Here is a 15,933-nt window from a genome sequence, read left to right on the forward strand (position 1 = left end):
AGGCGGGGTCCGGCATGGGGCAATCATGAGCACGATTGCAGGCGCGAACGACAAGGACACGAACGCCGATATGGGAGCAGAGATGCGAACGCACGTGACGGGTTTCGGCCTGAGGATCGTGACCGTGGCGGTGGCCGCCGGGATGGTGGCCGCCTGCGCCACGCCGCCCCCGCCGCCGCCTCCTCCGCCGCCGCCTCCGCCGCCGCCTCCGCCGGTCGAGACGATCCCCTATCGCCCGCTTCCCCCCGGGGGCGCGGCCTATGTCATGGAAATCCCGCCCAAGGGGCCGGATGGCCGCCGCATGACCGTCAACCGCGAGCTGACCGAGGACGAACTGGTCTGGCATTTCCGTTCGGGCTGGAACGTCGCCGCGCTCAATTGCACTGCGCCGCGCCACCAGCCGATCCTCGATGGCTACAGCGCCTTCATCAGCGAGAACGAGCGCGCCCTGAAGCGTGTCAACGACCGGCTCGAAAAGGTCTATCGCAGCCGCACGCGGACCCGCCGCCAGGCGATGGTCGCGCGCGACGGGCGCACCACCATGGTCTACAATTTCTTCGCGCTACCGCCCGCACGCGCGGAATTCTGTGCCGCCGCGCTCGAAATGTCGAACCGCGCGCTGGCGAACCCGCCCGAGGACGTGCTGCAGTTCGCGCGCGATAATTTTGCCCTGCTGACCGAACCGTTCTTTACGTTCTTCGACCGCTATGAACGCTACCAGCAGCTCTCGGCCGAATGGGACGCGAAATACGGGGATCGCTACGGCCCTTCGCAGCCCGGCTGGGTCGCAGTCCAGGAAGCGCGCGCCAACGGCATCGCGGTCCCGCGCGCGGGCGAAAGCGATCCCGCGACGACGATGACCAATCCGCGCGGGAGCATGACCGTCACCGATGCCGCGACGGGCGACGAGGTGCCGGTCGTGCCGGTCGATGAACGCGTGCTTTCGCAGCCGGTCACCCAGCCGCTGCCCAAGGATGCGAACGAGACCGAGGCCGAGGGGGAAAGCGGCGCGGACAAGGCGCCCGCCGATCCCGGCGCGCGGCTGCGCTGAACCGGCCGCGCCCGCCTGCCGCAGGGGCGCGGAGCGCGCCGGAAGATAGCCGTTGCAAGCGCCAAGCCTTCACGCTAAGGCGCGCGCCTGCCCGGCACGGGGGCGGCTTCCAAGCCCCCGTCCCAGGCAACCTGGACGGGGCCGTAGCTCAGATGGGAGAGCGCGTCGTTCGCAATGACGAGGTCAGGGGTTCGATTCCCCTCGGCTCCACCAGGTGCGTTTTTTCTTTCGCCCTCAAACGCCGGGCGCGGGCCGTCCGGCCCGCCAGGCTTCGCCGCATTGGCGGCCGCGCGCGGTCGCGCTTGCGGCGCTGCCGGGACTTGTCCCTCGACCATGTAACGGCAGGCAGCGACGCGATCCTGGTTAGCGTGAGCGAGGAGTTGCGCTCGCGGCTAGGGACGCTACAACCGATGCCACGCATCGGTAACGGGAATGCGGTGCGCCTTTTCTTGAGGCAAGTCCGCAGCTGTCCCTGCAACTGTAAGCGGTGAGCATCCGTCTCGCGCGTGCCCCACGGGGTGCGCAGCCACTGGGGGAAACCCTGGGAAGGTGAGAGCCGGATGCGCCGACCCGCGAGCCAGGAGACCGACCGGGGCGTGTCGCTCTTTGCCTGGCTCAGGGACTGGCCCGGCGCGGAAAAAGACTTTCGTTCTGAGCGACATTCGCATGGCCGTCCGGGGGACATCCTCCGGCGCGGTCGGTCGCTATGGAACGGGAGGAACCGTTGAGAAAATCTGTTGTTTTGGCCTGCGGCGCTGCGTGCGCGCTGGGTTGGGGTGTGCCTGCATGGGCACAGGAATCCGAGGAGCAGGATCGCGAGGCACCCATCCGCAATTCATCGGTCGCGAAAACCGAAATCCTCGTGAGCGCGCGCCGGGATGACGCTTTCACATTGCGCGAGAATTATACCGGATCATCCACGGTCATCGCCGATTACCAGCTCGAGGACCGCCAGGTGCGCGACATCGCCGAGGCGCTGCGCGACGTGCCCGGTGTCGCGGTGAGCGGGGTGGCGGGCCAGACGCAGGTCCGCCTGCGCGGGAGCGAGGCGAATCACGTCCTCGTCCTCGTCGACGGGATCGAGGTGTCCGATCCCTTCGCCGGTGAATTCGATCTCGGCACGCTGCAGGCCGAACCCGGCGCGCGCGTCGAGGTCCTGCGCGGGCCGCAATCGGCGCTCTACGGCCCCGACGCGATCGGCGGCGTGATCGCCTACCAGAGCGCGAGCGGGCGCGACCTTCAAGGCTTTTCCGCGCGTATCGAAGGCGGCACGCAAGGCACGGCGAACGGCGCGGCGCGCTATGGCGCGAATGGGCAGGGCTGGGACGCGGCGCTGTCGGCGACCGTGGTCAGCACCGACGGCCAGCCCAATGCGCGTCCGATCGACGGGGGCGGCACGCGCGACATCGGGCGCGACAGCTATACCGTTTCGGGCAAGGGCAGCGTCGAGGCGGCCTCCGGCCTCACCTTTCGCGCCGTGGGACGCTATATCCTGACCGAGGGGCGCTTCAACAATTCGGACAACGATCCCGCCAGCCCGACCTTTGGTTTCATCGTCGACAGCCCCGGGACCCGCTTCGAAAACGAGGCGGTCTACGCCCTCGTCGGCGCACGCTACGAGGCGCTGGACGGGGCATGGACGCACGACCTGTCGGCCCAGATCGCCGACATCGCCCGCGATACCTTCGGGGCGGCGGGCCGCACCAACGGGTCGGAAGGCGACCGGCTGAAAGCGTCCTATGTCACCGCCTACGGCTTCGACACGGGCGCGGTGTCGCACACTGTCACATTTGCGGTCGACTGGGAGCGCGAGCGGTTCCGCAACACCGACCCTTCGGGCTTCGCCTTCACCGGGCGGCGCCGGATCGAGAACACCGGCCTCGTCGGCGAATACCGTCTGGACGCACGGCGGTTCGATGTCTCGGCGGCTCTGCGCCATGACATCAACGACCGCTTCGCCGACGAGACGACCTATCGCATCGGGGCGGGCTTCGACCTTACCGACACCACCCGCCTGCGCGCGGCGGCGGCTTCGGGGATCAAGAACCCGGGCTTTTTCGAGCTGTTCGGATTCGTCGACGGGCGCTTCATCGGCAATGAGGACCTGCGCCCCGAGAAATCGGAAGGCTGGGAAGTCGGGATCGACCAGAGCCTGTTCGCCGACCGCGTTACCGTCTCGGCGACGTATTTCGACAGCGAGCTGGAAGGCGAAATCTTCACCACCTTTCCCCCGCCGACTTTTGTCGCCACGCCCGGCAACCGCGACACGGTGAGCACGCAGAAGGGGGTCGAGATCGCGCTCGCCGCCGCGCTCGGGCGGGCGTTCTCGCTGAACGCGGCCTACAGCCACATCGACAGCGAAGAGGACGGGACCACCGAGGTTCGCCGGCCCGAGGATATCGCCAGCGCCGCGCTGACCTGGACCGCGCCGGACGACGCGGCCTCGGCGACGCTGGTCGTGCGACACAACGGGGCGGCGCTCGACGATGCCTTCACCGATCCCAGCTTCGTGCCCGTGCGTGTCCGGCTGGACGATTACACGCTGGTCAATATCAACGCCCGGGTGGATCTGGCCGAGGGGATCGAGCTTTTCGGGCGGGTCGATAACCTGCTCGATGAACGTTACGAGCAGGTCTTCAGCTTCGTCTCGCCCGGTCGCAGCGCGGTGATCGGCCTGGAAGCAAGGTTCTAAACTCTCGCCAAACCGCGAGGAAATGCATAGGTGCAGCCCATGCATTTCCTCGACCAGGCCAAGATCTATCTCAAATCGGGCGCGGGCGGGCCGGGCGCGGTCAGTTTCCGGCGCGAGGCCTATGTCGAATTCGGCGGGCCCGACGGCGGCGATGGCGGGCGCGGAGGCGATATCGTGTTCGAGGCCGTGCCCGGCCTCAATACGCTGATCGACTTTCGCTACGCCCAGCATTTCAAGGCGCCGCGCGGAAAGCACGGAATGGGCAGGAACCGCACCGGCGCCAGCGCGAAGCCGCTCGTCGTCGAGGTGCCCGTGGGCACGCAGGTCCTGTCCGAAGACAAGGAGCAAGTGCTTGCCGATTTCACCGAGGTCGGCCAGCGCCTGACCCTGCTCGAAGGCGGCATGGGCGGGCGCGGCAATGCGTCCTACAAGAGCGCGACCAACCGCGCCCCGCGCCAGCACCAGCCGGGCGAGCCGGGCGAGGACATGTGGGTCTGGCTGCGGCTCAAACTGCTCGCCGATGTGGGCCTCGTCGGGCTGCCCAATGCGGGCAAGTCGACCTTCATCAACGCGGTCTCGAACGCGCGGGCCAAGGTCGGCGACTATGCCTTCACCACGCTCGTCCCGAAACTCGGCGTGGTGCGCCACAAGGGCCGTGAATTCGTGCTCGCCGACATTCCCGGCCTGATTGCGGGCGCTGCCGAAGGCGCGGGCATCGGCGACCGTTTCCTCGGCCATATCGAGCGCTGCCGGGTGCTGATCCACCTGATCGACATTTCCGGCACGGGTGAACAGGATCCGGCCGGCGCGATGCGCGTGGTCGAGGAAGAGCTGGAAGCTTACGGAGAAGGTCTCGCCGACAAACCGCGCCTCGTTGCACTCAACAAGCTCGACCTTGCCGACGAGGAACTGGTCGCCGGCTTCGCCGAGGAATTGATGGCAGCGGGCGCCGGGAAAGTCTTCGCGGTTTCCGGCGCGACCGGCGAGGGGATCGAGCCGCTGTTCGACGCGGTCCTGTCCTATCTTCCGATGAAGACCGCGACCGAGACCAATGCCGCCGAGATCGACAATGACGAGGGCGAGGAGCCGGGCGAGTGGTCGCCGATCTGATCGCCTCCGACCGCATCATCGCCGACCTCGTCGATCCGGCCCGCTGCCGCAGGCTGGTGGTCAAGATCGGCTCCGCCCTGCTCGTGGAGCAAGGCGAAGCGCGCAGGTCCTGGCTCGAAACGCTTGCCGGCGATATCGCCGCCCTGCGCGCGGGCGGGGCCGAGGTCATCGTCGTGAGTTCGGGCGCTATTGCCTTGGGCGCGGCGCGGCTCGGCCTTGCCGCGGGTGGGCGGGCGAGCCTCGCCGAAGCGCAGGGGGCGGCTTCGGTCGGGCAGGTTGCGCTGGCGCAGCTATGGGCGGGCGTGCTCGAGGCACGCGGACTGGTCGCCGCGCAGATGCTGGTCACACTGGGCGATCTCGAAGATCGGCGGCGCTATCTCAACGCGGCGGCGACGCTCGACATGCTGCTCGGCAAGGGCGCGGTGCCGGTGGTGAACGAGAACGACAGCGTGGCGACGGAGGAAATCCGCTTCGGCGACAATGACCGGCTCGCCGCCCGCGTCGCGCAGGCGGCGGGGGCCGAGGGCGTGCTGCTGCTGAGCGATGTCGACGGGCTCTATGATCGCCCGCCGTCAGAGGAAGGCGCGGCGCTGGTCGAGCGGGTCGAGGGCGTCACGCCCGAGATCATCGCCATGGCGGACAGCCGCTCCGGCTCCGGCCTGGGTTCGGGCGGGATGCTTGCCAAGCTGCAGGCCGCGCGGATCGCGGAACGGGCGGGAATCGCGCTCGCCATCATCGACGGGCGCGGCGATGCTCCGCTTGCGCGGCTGCGCCAGACCGGGCGGGGCACCATCTTCCTGCCCGTCCGCACCGACAGTGCGCGCAAGGCATGGCTCGGCGGGCGGCTCGCGCCCGAGGGCGTGCTGACGGTGGACGCGGGCTGCGTGAGGGCGCTGGCCGAGGGGGCGAGCCTGCTCGCCGCCGGGCTGGTGGAGGTCGAGGGCGATTTCCAGCGCGGCGCGCTGGTCAGCCTGCACGGGCCGAAGGGCGAACGGCTGGGCCAGGGACTCGTGGAATACAGCGCGGAGGAATGCCGCGCCATTGCGGGGCTGCGGGCGAGTGAACAGGAGGCCCGGCTCGGCTATGCCCCACGCGCGGCGGTGGTTCACCGTGACCACATGGTGCGTTCGTGAAACGGCTCGCGCTCACCGGGGCGACCGGCTTCGTCGGCAGCGCCGTGCTGGACGAGGCGCTGGAACAGGGCCAAGCGGTGCGCGCGCTGACGCGCCGCGAACAGGGACCGCGCGAAGGCGTGGAATGGATGTCGGGGACTCTGGAGGACGCAGGCACGCTTGCGCGTCTGTGCGCGGGGGCCGACGCGGTGGTTCATGTCGCGGGGCTGACGAACGCGCCCGACCCGGCCGACTTCGAACCGGCCAATGTCACCGGAACCGCGAACATGATCGCGGCTGCGAAGGTTGCGGGAGTCCGACGCTTCGTCTTCGTCTCCTCGCTCTCCGCACGCGAACCGCAGCTTTCGGCCTATGGCGCATCGAAGGCACGCGCCGAGGCGCTGGTGGAGGCCTCGGGGCTCGATTGGACCATCGTGCGCCCGCCCGCGGTCTATGGCCCGCGCGATGCCGACATGTTCGAACTGTTCCGCTCGGCGAAGCTCGGCGTGGTCCCGCTGCCGCCGGGCGGGGCGACGTCGATCATCCATGTGAGCGATCTCGCCCCGCTGCTGGTCGCGCTTGCCCGGCATGGCGGGCGGCAGGCGCTTTACGAGCCCGATGACGGACGCGAGGGCGGCTGGGCGCACAAGGAGCTTGCCCAGGCGATCGGGCGCGCAGTGGGCCGAAAGGCTGTCTTTGCGCCGCATCTCCCGCGCGGCGTGCTCGATCTTGCCGCGAAAGCGGACCGTATGGTGCGCGGCGACAACGCAAAGCTAACCGCCGACCGCGTGGGCTACATGGCGCATCCCAACTGGGTGGCGCGTTCCGACCGCCGCGTGCCTGCCGATGTATGGGAGCCGCGCATTGGTGGCGAGGAGGGGCTGAGGGCGACCGCGGATTGGTACGCCCGCGAGGGGTGGCTGTAGCACCGGTCACCCATTTGAGGTGACGCTCACGCCAACCGGTGCTATGCGGTCGGGCAGGGCGCATATCTGGCGATCGGGCGGGTGACACCGCCAGGCCCATTCTGGGGGAATTCCGAATGAAAAGACTGATTGTGCTGCCCTTGCTGGCAGCGCTTGCCGCCTGCGGTGCTGCTGAAGAGGATGATGGCACCCTCGCAGCGACTGCCGGGGATGAGATCTCGCCCGATGCCACCGCTCTTGCCACCACGGCCGCCGATGGCGGACCGTCGACCGGCACCTTTCGCGTGATCAACGCGGAGGGCGAAATCTCTATCGAGGTGCTCGCCGATGACGGAACCTACACCTCCACCGACGCGAATGGCGAAGTCGAAACCGGGACTTGGGAACAGCGTTCGCCCAATGAGTTCTGCGCCAAGCCCGAGGACGAAGAGGAAATGACCTGCTACGCCGAGGAAGTGAATGCGGACGGGCTGTGGACCTCGACCGATCCGGATGACGGTGAAGTTTCGACTATCGAGCGGGTCGCGGAGATGACAGAAGGTTGATTCTGCGGCAGAATGCGAAAGGGGGCGTCTCGCGCATCGCAGCGAGGAGCCCCTTTTGCGTTGTTACTACAGGAACGGCTCTTCGCCCGGCTTGTGAATGCCGCATTCGGTCTTGTCCCAGCCTTTCCAGCGGCCCGAGCGTGGGTCTTCGCCAGGCGCGACCTTGTGGGTGCATGGCTCGCATCCGATCGAGGGAAAGCCCCGTGCGACCAGCGGGTGGCGGGGCAGGTCGTGCGTGGTGAAATAGGCCTCGATATCCTCGGACGACCAGTCGATCAGCGGGTTGATCTTGAGCCGTCCCTGCGCGTCCGATGTGTCGATCTCGAAACGCGGCAGGGTCGCGCGGGTCGATGACTGGAACGCCTTGCGCCCCGTCAGGCTGGCATCGTAGCCGGAGAGCGCCTCGGCGAGCGGTTTGACCTTGCGGATCTCGCAGCAGCCGTCGGGATCGTAGGACCATCTGAGGCCGCTTTCGTCCTTCGCGGCGAGTTCCTCCGGGTCCGGTGTCAGCACAACGAGATTGAGACCGAGGCGTTCGACCAGCCCGTCACGATAGGTCAGTGTCTCGGCGAAATGCTTGCCCGTATCGAGGAACAGGACGGGAATGCGCGCATCAACCTGGGCGAGGAGGTGCAGCAGGACCGCGCTTTCCGCGCCGAAACTCGACACCACGGCGATGTCGCCCGCAAGATCGCCTTCGATGACGCCTGCGAGCATTTCCTGCGTCGAGGCGCCGCGGAACATGCGATTGAGGCGCACTGCGTCGTGTTCGGTGAAGCGCGGGGCGGCCTCGAGCCGGTCGATCCTGCGGGTCTCGTTCACGCGCTGTCCCCGTGTCGCATTTCGGCGATCGTCGCGCGCGCGCCAAAGCGCGTGTCGGCGGCGTGCTGGTAGACATTTTCCCACGTGGCGAAGGCACGCTTCGCATCTTCTTCGTCGAGCCGCCTGTCGGGTGCGAAGCTGTCGAAACCGCAGCGGCGCATGTGGCTCAGCTGGTCGATCAGGACATCGCCCACCGCGCGCAATTCGCCCGTATAGCCCGCTTCGCGCAGGATGCGTGCCGCCGAATAACCGCGCCCGTCGGTGAAGACGGGAAAGTTGACCTCGATAAGTGCGAGCCGGTCAAGGAAGGGGATCAGCAGGCGAGCATCGTCGCCCGGTTCGATCCGGACGGCGGTCGCATTGGTCTGTTCCAGCGCGGAATCGACCGTGACGGTGCCGTGATCGACCGGCTCGTCCTCGCGGAAACGGAACTGGACGTCGTCGGGGCTGGTGCCGAAATCGGCGGCGTTACCCATAAAGCGCCTCCTTGAACGGCTCCATGCCGAGTCGGCGATAGGTGTCGATGAAGCGTTCGCCTTCGGCGCGGCGTTCGAGATAGAGGTCGGTGACCTTCTCGACCGCCTCGATCACTCCGTCCTCGTCGAAGCCGGGGCCGGTAATGCGGGCAAGGCTTACGTCCTCAGCCTCGCTGCCGCCGAGCGAGAGCTGGTAGTTTTCCTTGCCCTTCTTATCGACGCCGAGGATGCCGATGTGGCCCGCATGGTGGTGGCCGCAGGCGTTGATGCAGCCGGAGATCTTGAGTTTGAGTTCGCCTAACCTGCCGGTCTTGCCCGAGGCGTCGAAGCGTTCGGAAATGCGCTGGGCGAGCGGAATCGAACGGGCGTTTGCGAGGCTGCAATAGTCGAGGCCCGGGCAGGCTATGATGTCCTCGATCGTGTCCATGTTGGGCGCGCCGAGATCGCCTTCGTGAAGCTCGGTCCACAAGGCGGGCAGGTCGGCGATGCGCACATGGGGCAGGACGACGTTCTGCGTGTGCATCACCCGGATCTCGTCGAAGGAGTATTCCTTCGCCAGCCGCGCCATCAGCCGCATCTGTTCGCCGGTTGCATCGCCGGGTATGCCACCGACCGGCTTGAGGCTGATGACGGCGGAGACATAGGCGTCATGCTTGTGGCGATGCGTGTTGCGGTCCACCCAGACGGCGAAATCGGGATCGGAGCGGTCGACGGTCTTCGGCCCGTCCTGGAATGGCGGGTCGGTGAAGAAGCCCCGGATGCGTTCCAGCTCCGCGAAAGGCGGCTCGACGCCCTGCTCGATAAGGTGTGCGAATTCCTCCTCGACCTGGCGCGTGTATTCTTCCGCGCCCAGTTCGTGGACGAGGATCTTGATGCGCGCCTTGTACTTGTTGTCGCGCCGCCCGTAGCGATTGTAGACGCGAAGGCACGCCTCGGCATAAGTGACGAGGTGATCGAGCGGGACGAAGTCGCGGATCATGGGCGCGATCATGGGCGTGCGGCCCATCCCCCCGCCGACGAAAAAGCGCGCGCCGAGTTCGCCCGCATCATTCTTGACGATCTGGATCCCGATATCGTGCAGCCGCATCGCTGCGCGATCGCGTTCGGAGGCGATCACGCAGATCTTGAACTTGCGCGGCAGGTAGCTGAATTCTGGGTGGAAGCTCGACCACTGGCGCAGCAATTCGGCATAGGGGCGCGGGTCGATGATCTCGTCCTGCGTCGCACCGGCGAAATGATCGCTACTGATGTTGCGGATGCAGTTCCCGCTCGTCTGGATCGCGTGCATTTCGACCGTCGCGAGGTCGGCAAGGATGTCGGCCGCGTCCTCCAGTTTCACCCAGTTGTACTGGATGTTCTGCCGCGTCGTGAAATGGCCGTAGCCGCGGTCATACTTGTCCGCGATGTCGCCCAGCATCGTCATCTGGCGCGAATTGAGCGTGCCATAGGGAATGGCGACGCGCAGCATGTAGGCGTGCAGCTGGAGGTAGAGCCCGTTCATCAGCCTGAGCGGCTTGAATTGGTCCTCGGTCAGCTTTCCTTCGAGGCGGCGGCGCGCCTGGTCGCGGAATTCGGCAACGCGCGCATCGACCATCGCCTGGTCGTATTGGTCGTAGGAATACATGTCAGATCACCCAGTCGAGAGCTTCGGGGTCCTGCGGTTTCAATGTCAGGTCGGGGCGTACCGTGGGGCCGAGCGCGCGGACGCGGTCCTTGATATGGGCGGGGCGCACGTGTCCGTCCGCCTCGCGAGTGGCTTCGATCGCGTAGGGCACGTTGACCCGGCGCGCGGCCTCTTCGGCGGCAATGATTTCCTCGGCGCGGTCGCCCACGTCGACCGCCTCATCGACATGCAGCGACCAGAATTCGCCGGTCCACCAAACGACGGCCCCGGTCTTCAGGTCGTTGCCGGTCAGGATCCTCATTGATGCGCCTCCATCGCGAGCCGGGCGAGCGCGGCATTGTCCCGCTGCGTGACTTCGCCGATGACGATGAGCGCGGGGCTCTTTATGCCGTGGCTCTCGACGAGATCGGCCAGTCCGGCGAGCGGCCCGCGCACCACGCGCATCTCGGGCCGCGCGCCGTTTTCGATCACCGCGAGCGGCATGTCCGGGGAAAGCCCGTCGCCCATCAGTTTTTCGGCGATTCTGCCCGCGGTCCTCACGCCCATATAGATGACGAGCGTGCGGCCCTTGCCCGCGAGCCCCGACCAATCCTGGTCGGACAAGCCCTTGCACTGGCCCGCGACGAAGCTGACGACGCTTGCCGCATCGCGGTGGGTGAGCGGGATGCCGCTCGCCGCCGCCGCGCCGTTCGCGGCGGAGATGCCCGGAACGATCTCGACCGAAACGCCCGCAGCGCGCGCCGCCTCGGCCTCCTCGCCGCCGCGGCCGAAGATGAAGGGATCGCCGCCTTTCAACCGCACCACGTCGCGCCCGGCGAGCGCCTCGCGCACGAGCAGGGCGTTGATCTCCTCTTGCGGCAGGGTGTGGCGCGCGCGCTGCTTGGCGACCGAGACCAGCCGCGCATCGGGGCGGGCCATGGCGAGGATCGCATCGCTGACGAGCCCGTCATGGACGATCGTCGCGGCGCGCTCGATCAGCCGCGCGGCGCGCAGCGTGAGCAGGTCCGGATCGCCCGGCCCCGCGCCGACGAGATGGACCGTGCCCGGGACAAGCGCCTGGGGAGTGGGGGTGCTGTGCATGGGCAGGGGGATGCGCCAAACGCCGCCAGCCCGCCAGCGAGAATGAATTGGCCCCGCTCAAGCAGAGCTTGTCGGTCCCGCCTCGTCCCGCTCGCTCTCGCCGCCTGCACCGCCCCCCTCGAGCGCCGCGATCAGCCGGTCGAACTGGTCGGAGGAGCGCACGTTGAGGTCGCGCTGCGGGAAGGGGATTTCGACCCCGTGTTCCTGGAACAGGTGCCAGATCTGCCGGTAAATGTCGGAGCGGATATTCGCCATTCCCTCTTCCGGGTCCTGGATCCAGAAACGCAGCTCGAAATTGACCGAGGAATCGCCGAATTCCATGATATTGACGCGTGGGCGCGGCGTCTTGAGGACGCGCTCGGTATCCTCGGCCGCCTGGTAGAGCAGCTTCGTCACCAGTTCGATGTCGGAATTGTAGGACACGCCCACCGGCGCCTTCACCCGCACATCGCGCGAGGAATAGGACCAGTTGACGACCTGGTTGATCATCAGCGTTTCGTTCGGGATCAGGTATTCGGTCCGGTCGCGCGTGACGACCGAGATCGCGCGGATGCCGATCTTGCGGATCTGGCCGAAGCTTTCCGCGCCCGAGGAATCGTGCACCGAGATGACGTCGCCCGGCTTGATCGACTTGTCGAGCAGCAGGATGATCCCTGAAATGAGGTTCCCGAAGGTCTTCTGCAGGCCGAAACCGATCGCAAGGCCGAACGCGCCCCCGAAGAAGGCGAGCGCGGTGAGATCGATCCCGAGCAGGTCGACACCGATGAAGAAAGCCGCGGTCCAGATCACGATGGTCGCGATCTTCTCGGCCAGCAATTCCTGAGTCCCGTCGAGCCGGCTGACCCCGCGCAGGCCCTTTCGGGTCAGGCGCGTGGCGAACCACGCCGCGCCGAGCACGAGCAGGATCGTCGCCACCACGAACAGCACGTCGAAGGCCGAGATGCGCACCGAGCCGATGACGAAGGCCCAGCTGTCGAGCCCCTCGACCACCGCGCCGACGGTTTCGCTTTGCTTGGCGATGCCTTCCTTCGCCCCGGTTGCAACGCCGATGATCGTCTCCTCGGGCGCTTCTTCGGCGAGGCTCCAGACCTGGCCGGGCCGGGGCGGAAGCGTTGCTGCGCCATCGACGAGTTCGCCGGTGGACGCGGCATCGGGCGATTCGGTCGCGGCGGCGGGGGGTGGCGCGGGCGCGGTCATGACCCCTCCATCCTCACCAGGGCCTGCGTCAGATCGTCGATGAGGTCCTCGCTGTCCTCCAGCCCGATCGACAGGCGAATGGCCGGGCGATCTTCGCCCCCATCGCCATGCGGCCTTGTGGGCGAGGCCATGACCGTGCGATAGGCGTGCGGCGCGATCGGCAAAGCGAGGCTTTCATAGCCGCCCCATGAATAGCCGATCCCGAACAGCCTGAGCGCATCGACCACGCGGCCCGATGCCTTCATGTCCGCGCTCGCCAGGACGAAGCTGAACAGGCCGCAGCCGCCGACAAAGTCGCGCGCGTAGAGCGCATGGCCGGGATCGCCGGGCAGGAGCGGGCAGAGCACCTCGGCCACTTGCGGCTGGTCGGCCAGCCATGCGGCGATCCGCGCCGCGCTTTTCGTCGAAGCCTCCAGCCGCACCTGCATCGTGCGCAGCCCGCGCGCGGCGAGCGCAGCGTCATCGGGCGAGACCACCTGCCCGAGCTGCTGTGCGGTGCGGCGCAGCTTGCGGTAGAAGTACTCACCCGCACTGGCCGAGCCCATCATCAGGTCGGAATGGCCGCCGACATGTTTCGACAGGCTCATCATCGCGATGTCGCAGCCGCGCTCCAGCGCCGGAAAACCGAGCGGGCTCGCCCAAGTATTGTCGATCAGGCTGACGGCCTCGTGCTTGCGCGCAATGCGGGCGAGTTCGGGCACGTCGCACACTTCCATCGTCAGGCTGCCGGGATTCTCGAGCCAGACAGCCTGCGGGCGGAATTCGGCGACCAGCTTCGCATAGGATGCAAGGTCGAGCGGATCGAAGAAACGCGTCTCCACCCCCATGCGTGCAAGCAGGCCGGTCGCCATGCTGCGGCTGGGATCATAGGCATTGTCGCTCATCAACAGGCGGTCGCCGGGCGAGAGCACCGCGAGCAGGCAGCCCGCGATCGCCGCGACCCCGCTGGGATAGAGCACCGTCCCCGCCGCCCCCGGCTCGATCTCGGTAAGCGCCTCGGCGAGCGACCACTGCGTCGGCGCGCCGCGGCGGCCATAAAAGAACTGCCCGTCCTCGTCTTTCGGCCCGGCCTTCTTGCGCTGTGCATCATTGGCATAGAGGTGGGTCGAACCGCGCCAGACCGGCGTGTTCACGACCCGCCCTGTCCATTCGGGGCGCCGCCCGGCACGGGTGAGGCGGGTGCCTTCGCGCAGGTTATCCGGTTCGTCGCCCCCGCTCATGCTTCGGGTCCCTGCGCCTTGGGCGTGTCGGGATCGGCGCTCCATTCCATCCAGCTGCCATCATAGAGCGCGGCGTCGTGCTTGCCGGTCAGGTGGAGCGCGAAAAGCAGCACGCTCGCCGTGACCCCGCTGCCGCAAGTCGTCACAACCGGGCGCGACAGGTCGACCCCCGCCGCTTCGAATGCGGCGCGCAGTTCCGGCGCAGGTTTGAACGTGCCGTCTTCGGCAAAGACTTCGTCGAAGGGCAGGTTAAGCGAGCCCGGGATCCGACCGTTCGCGCCGCCATGGACCGGATCCTCGCCCGTGCCGAAGACGCGGTCCGCGCCGCGCGCGTCGAGCACCTGTTCGGCGCGGCTGTCGCAATTGGCGAGCATGTCGGCTTTGGTCCGGACCCGCCGGGGGGCGTGCAGCACGTCCGTTTCGGCGCGTTCGGCGGCGTGCGGGCCGCTTTCGAGCGGACGTCCCTCGGCGCGCCACTTGGCAAGTCCGCCGTCGAGAATCGCGACCCGCTCGCGCCCCGCTTCGCTCAGGGCGAACCATGCGCGCGCGGACGTTTTGACGGCGCTGTCGTCATACAGAACGATGGCGGCCTGCGGCCCCACTCCGAGCGCGGCCAGCCGCGCCGCGACCTGTTCAGCGGTCGGCAGCGCGGCGGGCACGTCGGACGCCGGGTCGGTCAGGCTGGCGAGGTCGAGAAAGCGCGCACCGGGGATATGGGCGGCTTCGTATTCGGTGCGCGGGTTGCGCCCGGAGGCAGGCAGGTGGCGCGAGGCGTCGAGAACGGCGAGCGCCGGGTCTTCGAGGCGCCCGGCCAGCCATTCGCTCGAGACGAGGCTCGGAAAATCCTGTTGCATATCCCTCTGGCGGTAGCGCGCATGGCGACGCGCGCCAAGGGGGCGTCAGGCCGATGCGGGTTACGTGCGGGCTTTCCGGCAGCGGGAACAAGAAGGTTTTCGCGCACGGCCCGGCGGCACTTGCACGCCGTCTGGACGCTTGCGTGGTCCAAGCTTTCGCGGCAACAGCGCGCCATGGCACACACCCCAGACCACCCGGCCGCCCCCGCCTTCCTCGGCAAGGAAACCCCGCTGCCGACCTCGCCCGAAGAGGCGGTGCTCGATTACGTTCCCAATCCGCGCCCGGGCGAATTGTTTTGCGTGCGCTTTGCCGCCCCTGAATTCACCTCGCTGTGCCCGGTTACGAACCAGCCCGATTTCGCGCATCTGGTAATCGATTATGCACCCGGCGACACGATCGTCGAATCGAAAAGCCTCAAGCTGTTCCTCGGCTCGTTCCGGAACCATAACGGCTTTCACGAGGACGTGACCGTCGGGATCGGCCAGCGCCTTGCACGGGAAATGGAGCCGCGCTGGCTGCGAATCGGGGGATACTGGTATCCGCGCGGGGGCATCCCGATCGACGTTTTCTGGCAGAGCGGCGCGCCGCCCGAGGGGTTGTGGCTGCCCGACCAGGGCGTCGCCCCGTATCGCGGGCGCGGCTGACTCCATAGCAGCCCCGGCTGATCACCCCTTAGCAATCGACACAGGCCTCTTGCGCCCCGGGCGGGACGTTTGGCCCCGGGCGCGGGTCTTCATAGCGGTGTCACACAACAGGCATACCGATCGGTATTGAGGGGGGTGAGACGCGGCTGGCAAGCTGCTCGCAAGGCCCCCCGGGTTTTCGTTTTCCCGCGAAGAGAGAGGCTTGCCATGATCCAGTTTTCGACCCGGTTCCGCGCCATCGGCGGCGCATCCGTGCTTGCCATTTCGACCGGCCTTGTCGCCTCCGTCCCGGCACCGGCCCTGGCGCAGGCCGTTATCGACGAGACGGTGGAGGAACGCCAGACCGTTCCGGGCGGCGGCACGCTCGATGTCACGTCCGAAGGTGCGATCGAGGTGATCGACGATGACGCCGTCGAGGTGGAGGGCGACGATGCCCAAATCACCAATGCGGGCACGATCCGTTCGTTCGGCGGGCGCGCGATCGATGCGCGCGATGTTGACGGGACGATCATCGACAATACCGGCCTGATCGTCGCTGCGGGCCTTGCCGAAGCGCCCGGCGAAATGGGCGAGATGGGC

At 67.5% G+C, this 15,933-nt stretch carries 16 protein-coding genes, 1 tRNA gene and 1 riboswitch; of the genes, 9 read left to right on the top strand and 8 right to left on the bottom strand.

Annotation, left to right across the window (positions count from 1 at the left end; translation table 11 throughout):
• Positions 1-25 precede the first annotated feature (25 nt).
• The 7 genes from RIB52_RS14720 to RIB52_RS14750 all read left to right on the top strand — a co-directional run bounded on the left by RIB52_RS14720 (position 26) and on the right by RIB52_RS14750 (position 7,436).
• Positions 26-1,051, top strand: coding sequence for a hypothetical protein (locus tag RIB52_RS14720; protein ID WP_350176873.1), 1,026 nt, complete (start codon positions 26-28; stop codon positions 1,049-1,051).
• Positions 1,052-1,188: 137 nt separating this feature from the next.
• Positions 1,189-1,264, top strand: a tRNA-Ala gene (locus RIB52_RS14725).
• A gap of 191 nt (positions 1,265-1,455) precedes the next feature.
• Positions 1,456-1,659, top strand: a riboswitch (cobalamin riboswitch).
• Positions 1,660-1,829: 170 nt separating this feature from the next.
• Positions 1,830-3,743 (top strand): TonB-dependent receptor plug domain-containing protein, encoded by a 1,914-nt coding sequence (locus RIB52_RS14730; protein WP_350176875.1) that lies wholly within the window; start codon positions 1,830-1,832, stop codon positions 3,741-3,743.
• Between the two features lie 39 nt (positions 3,744-3,782).
• Positions 3,783-4,853 (top strand): Obg family GTPase CgtA, encoded by a 1,071-nt coding sequence (gene cgtA / locus RIB52_RS14735; RefSeq protein WP_350176877.1) that lies wholly within the window; start codon positions 3,783-3,785, stop codon positions 4,851-4,853.
• Positions 4,838-5,986, top strand: a complete 1,149-nt coding sequence (gene proB / locus RIB52_RS14740) for a glutamate 5-kinase (RefSeq protein ID WP_502879553.1) — start codon at positions 4,838-4,840, stop codon at positions 5,984-5,986. Before cgtA ends, proB begins: the two co-directional genes overlap by 16 nt.
• A complete protein-coding gene (locus tag RIB52_RS14745) occupies positions 5,983-6,891 on the top strand; it encodes an NAD-dependent epimerase/dehydratase family protein (RefSeq protein ID WP_350176879.1) in 909 nt (302 codons plus the stop codon). Before proB ends, RIB52_RS14745 begins: the two co-directional genes overlap by 4 nt.
• Positions 6,892-7,007: 116 nt before the next feature.
• Positions 7,008-7,436 carry a hypothetical protein gene (locus RIB52_RS14750; RefSeq protein WP_350176881.1) on the top strand — a complete coding sequence of 143 codons (429 nt, stop codon included), beginning with the start codon at positions 7,008-7,010 and terminating at the stop codon, positions 7,434-7,436.
• A 66-nt stretch (positions 7,437-7,502) separates the two neighbouring features.
• Here RIB52_RS14750 and RIB52_RS14755 read toward each other — a convergent pair whose 3' ends face one another.
• The 8 genes from RIB52_RS14755 to RIB52_RS14790 are packed head-to-tail and all read right to left on the bottom strand — an operon-like array spanning position 7,503 to position 14,709.
• Positions 7,503-8,258 carry a phosphoadenylyl-sulfate reductase gene (locus RIB52_RS14755; protein WP_350176883.1) on the bottom strand — a complete coding sequence of 252 codons (756 nt, stop codon included), beginning with the start codon at positions 8,256-8,258 and terminating at the stop codon, positions 7,503-7,505.
• The gene (locus RIB52_RS14760; protein ID WP_350176885.1) at positions 8,255-8,734 is read right to left on the bottom strand and encodes a DUF934 domain-containing protein; all 480 of its coding nucleotides are present in this window, start codon (positions 8,732-8,734) and stop codon (positions 8,255-8,257) included. The genes RIB52_RS14755 and RIB52_RS14760 overlap by 4 nt, the downstream gene beginning before the upstream one ends.
• Positions 8,727-10,358: a nitrite/sulfite reductase gene (locus tag RIB52_RS14765; RefSeq protein WP_350176887.1), complete on the bottom strand. Its 1,632-nt coding sequence runs from the start codon at positions 10,356-10,358 to the stop codon at positions 8,727-8,729. Before RIB52_RS14765 ends, RIB52_RS14760 begins: the two co-directional genes overlap by 8 nt.
• Position 10,359: 1 nt before the next feature.
• Positions 10,360-10,659, bottom strand: coding sequence for a DUF2849 domain-containing protein (locus tag RIB52_RS14770; protein WP_350176889.1), 300 nt, complete (start codon positions 10,657-10,659; stop codon positions 10,360-10,362).
• Positions 10,656-11,438 carry a uroporphyrinogen-III C-methyltransferase gene (gene cobA / locus RIB52_RS14775; protein WP_350176891.1) on the bottom strand — a complete coding sequence of 261 codons (783 nt, stop codon included), beginning with the start codon at positions 11,436-11,438 and terminating at the stop codon, positions 10,656-10,658. The genes RIB52_RS14770 and cobA overlap by 4 nt, the downstream gene beginning before the upstream one ends.
• A 57-nt stretch (positions 11,439-11,495) precedes the next feature.
• A complete protein-coding gene (locus tag RIB52_RS14780) occupies positions 11,496-12,635 on the bottom strand; it encodes a mechanosensitive ion channel family protein (RefSeq protein WP_350176893.1) in 1,140 nt (379 codons plus the stop codon).
• Positions 12,632-13,855 (bottom strand): cystathionine beta-lyase, encoded by a 1,224-nt coding sequence (gene metC / locus RIB52_RS14785; RefSeq protein ID WP_350176895.1) that lies wholly within the window; start codon positions 13,853-13,855, stop codon positions 12,632-12,634. Before metC ends, RIB52_RS14780 begins: the two co-directional genes overlap by 4 nt.
• The gene (locus RIB52_RS14790) at positions 13,852-14,709 is read right to left on the bottom strand and encodes a sulfurtransferase (protein ID WP_350176897.1); all 858 of its coding nucleotides are present in this window, start codon (positions 14,707-14,709) and stop codon (positions 13,852-13,854) included. The genes metC and RIB52_RS14790 overlap by 4 nt, the downstream gene beginning before the upstream one ends.
• A 174-nt stretch (positions 14,710-14,883) precedes the next feature.
• On the opposite strand from RIB52_RS14790, the gene queF reads away from it, so the two are divergent.
• Both queF and RIB52_RS14800 read left to right on the top strand, forming a co-directional pair.
• Complete coding sequence (queF, locus tag RIB52_RS14795) at positions 14,884-15,354, top strand: preQ(1) synthase (RefSeq protein WP_350176899.1); 471 nt, start codon at positions 14,884-14,886, stop codon at positions 15,352-15,354.
• Positions 15,355-15,561: 207 nt separating this feature from the next.
• Positions 15,562-15,933, top strand: a 372-nt coding sequence (locus RIB52_RS14800) for a hypothetical protein (RefSeq protein ID WP_350176901.1), incomplete at its 3' end; no start/stop codon positions are given.

The sequence above is a fragment of the Erythrobacter sp. genome, assembly GCF_040217515.1.
Lineage (GTDB): Bacteria > Pseudomonadota > Alphaproteobacteria > Sphingomonadales > Sphingomonadaceae > Erythrobacter.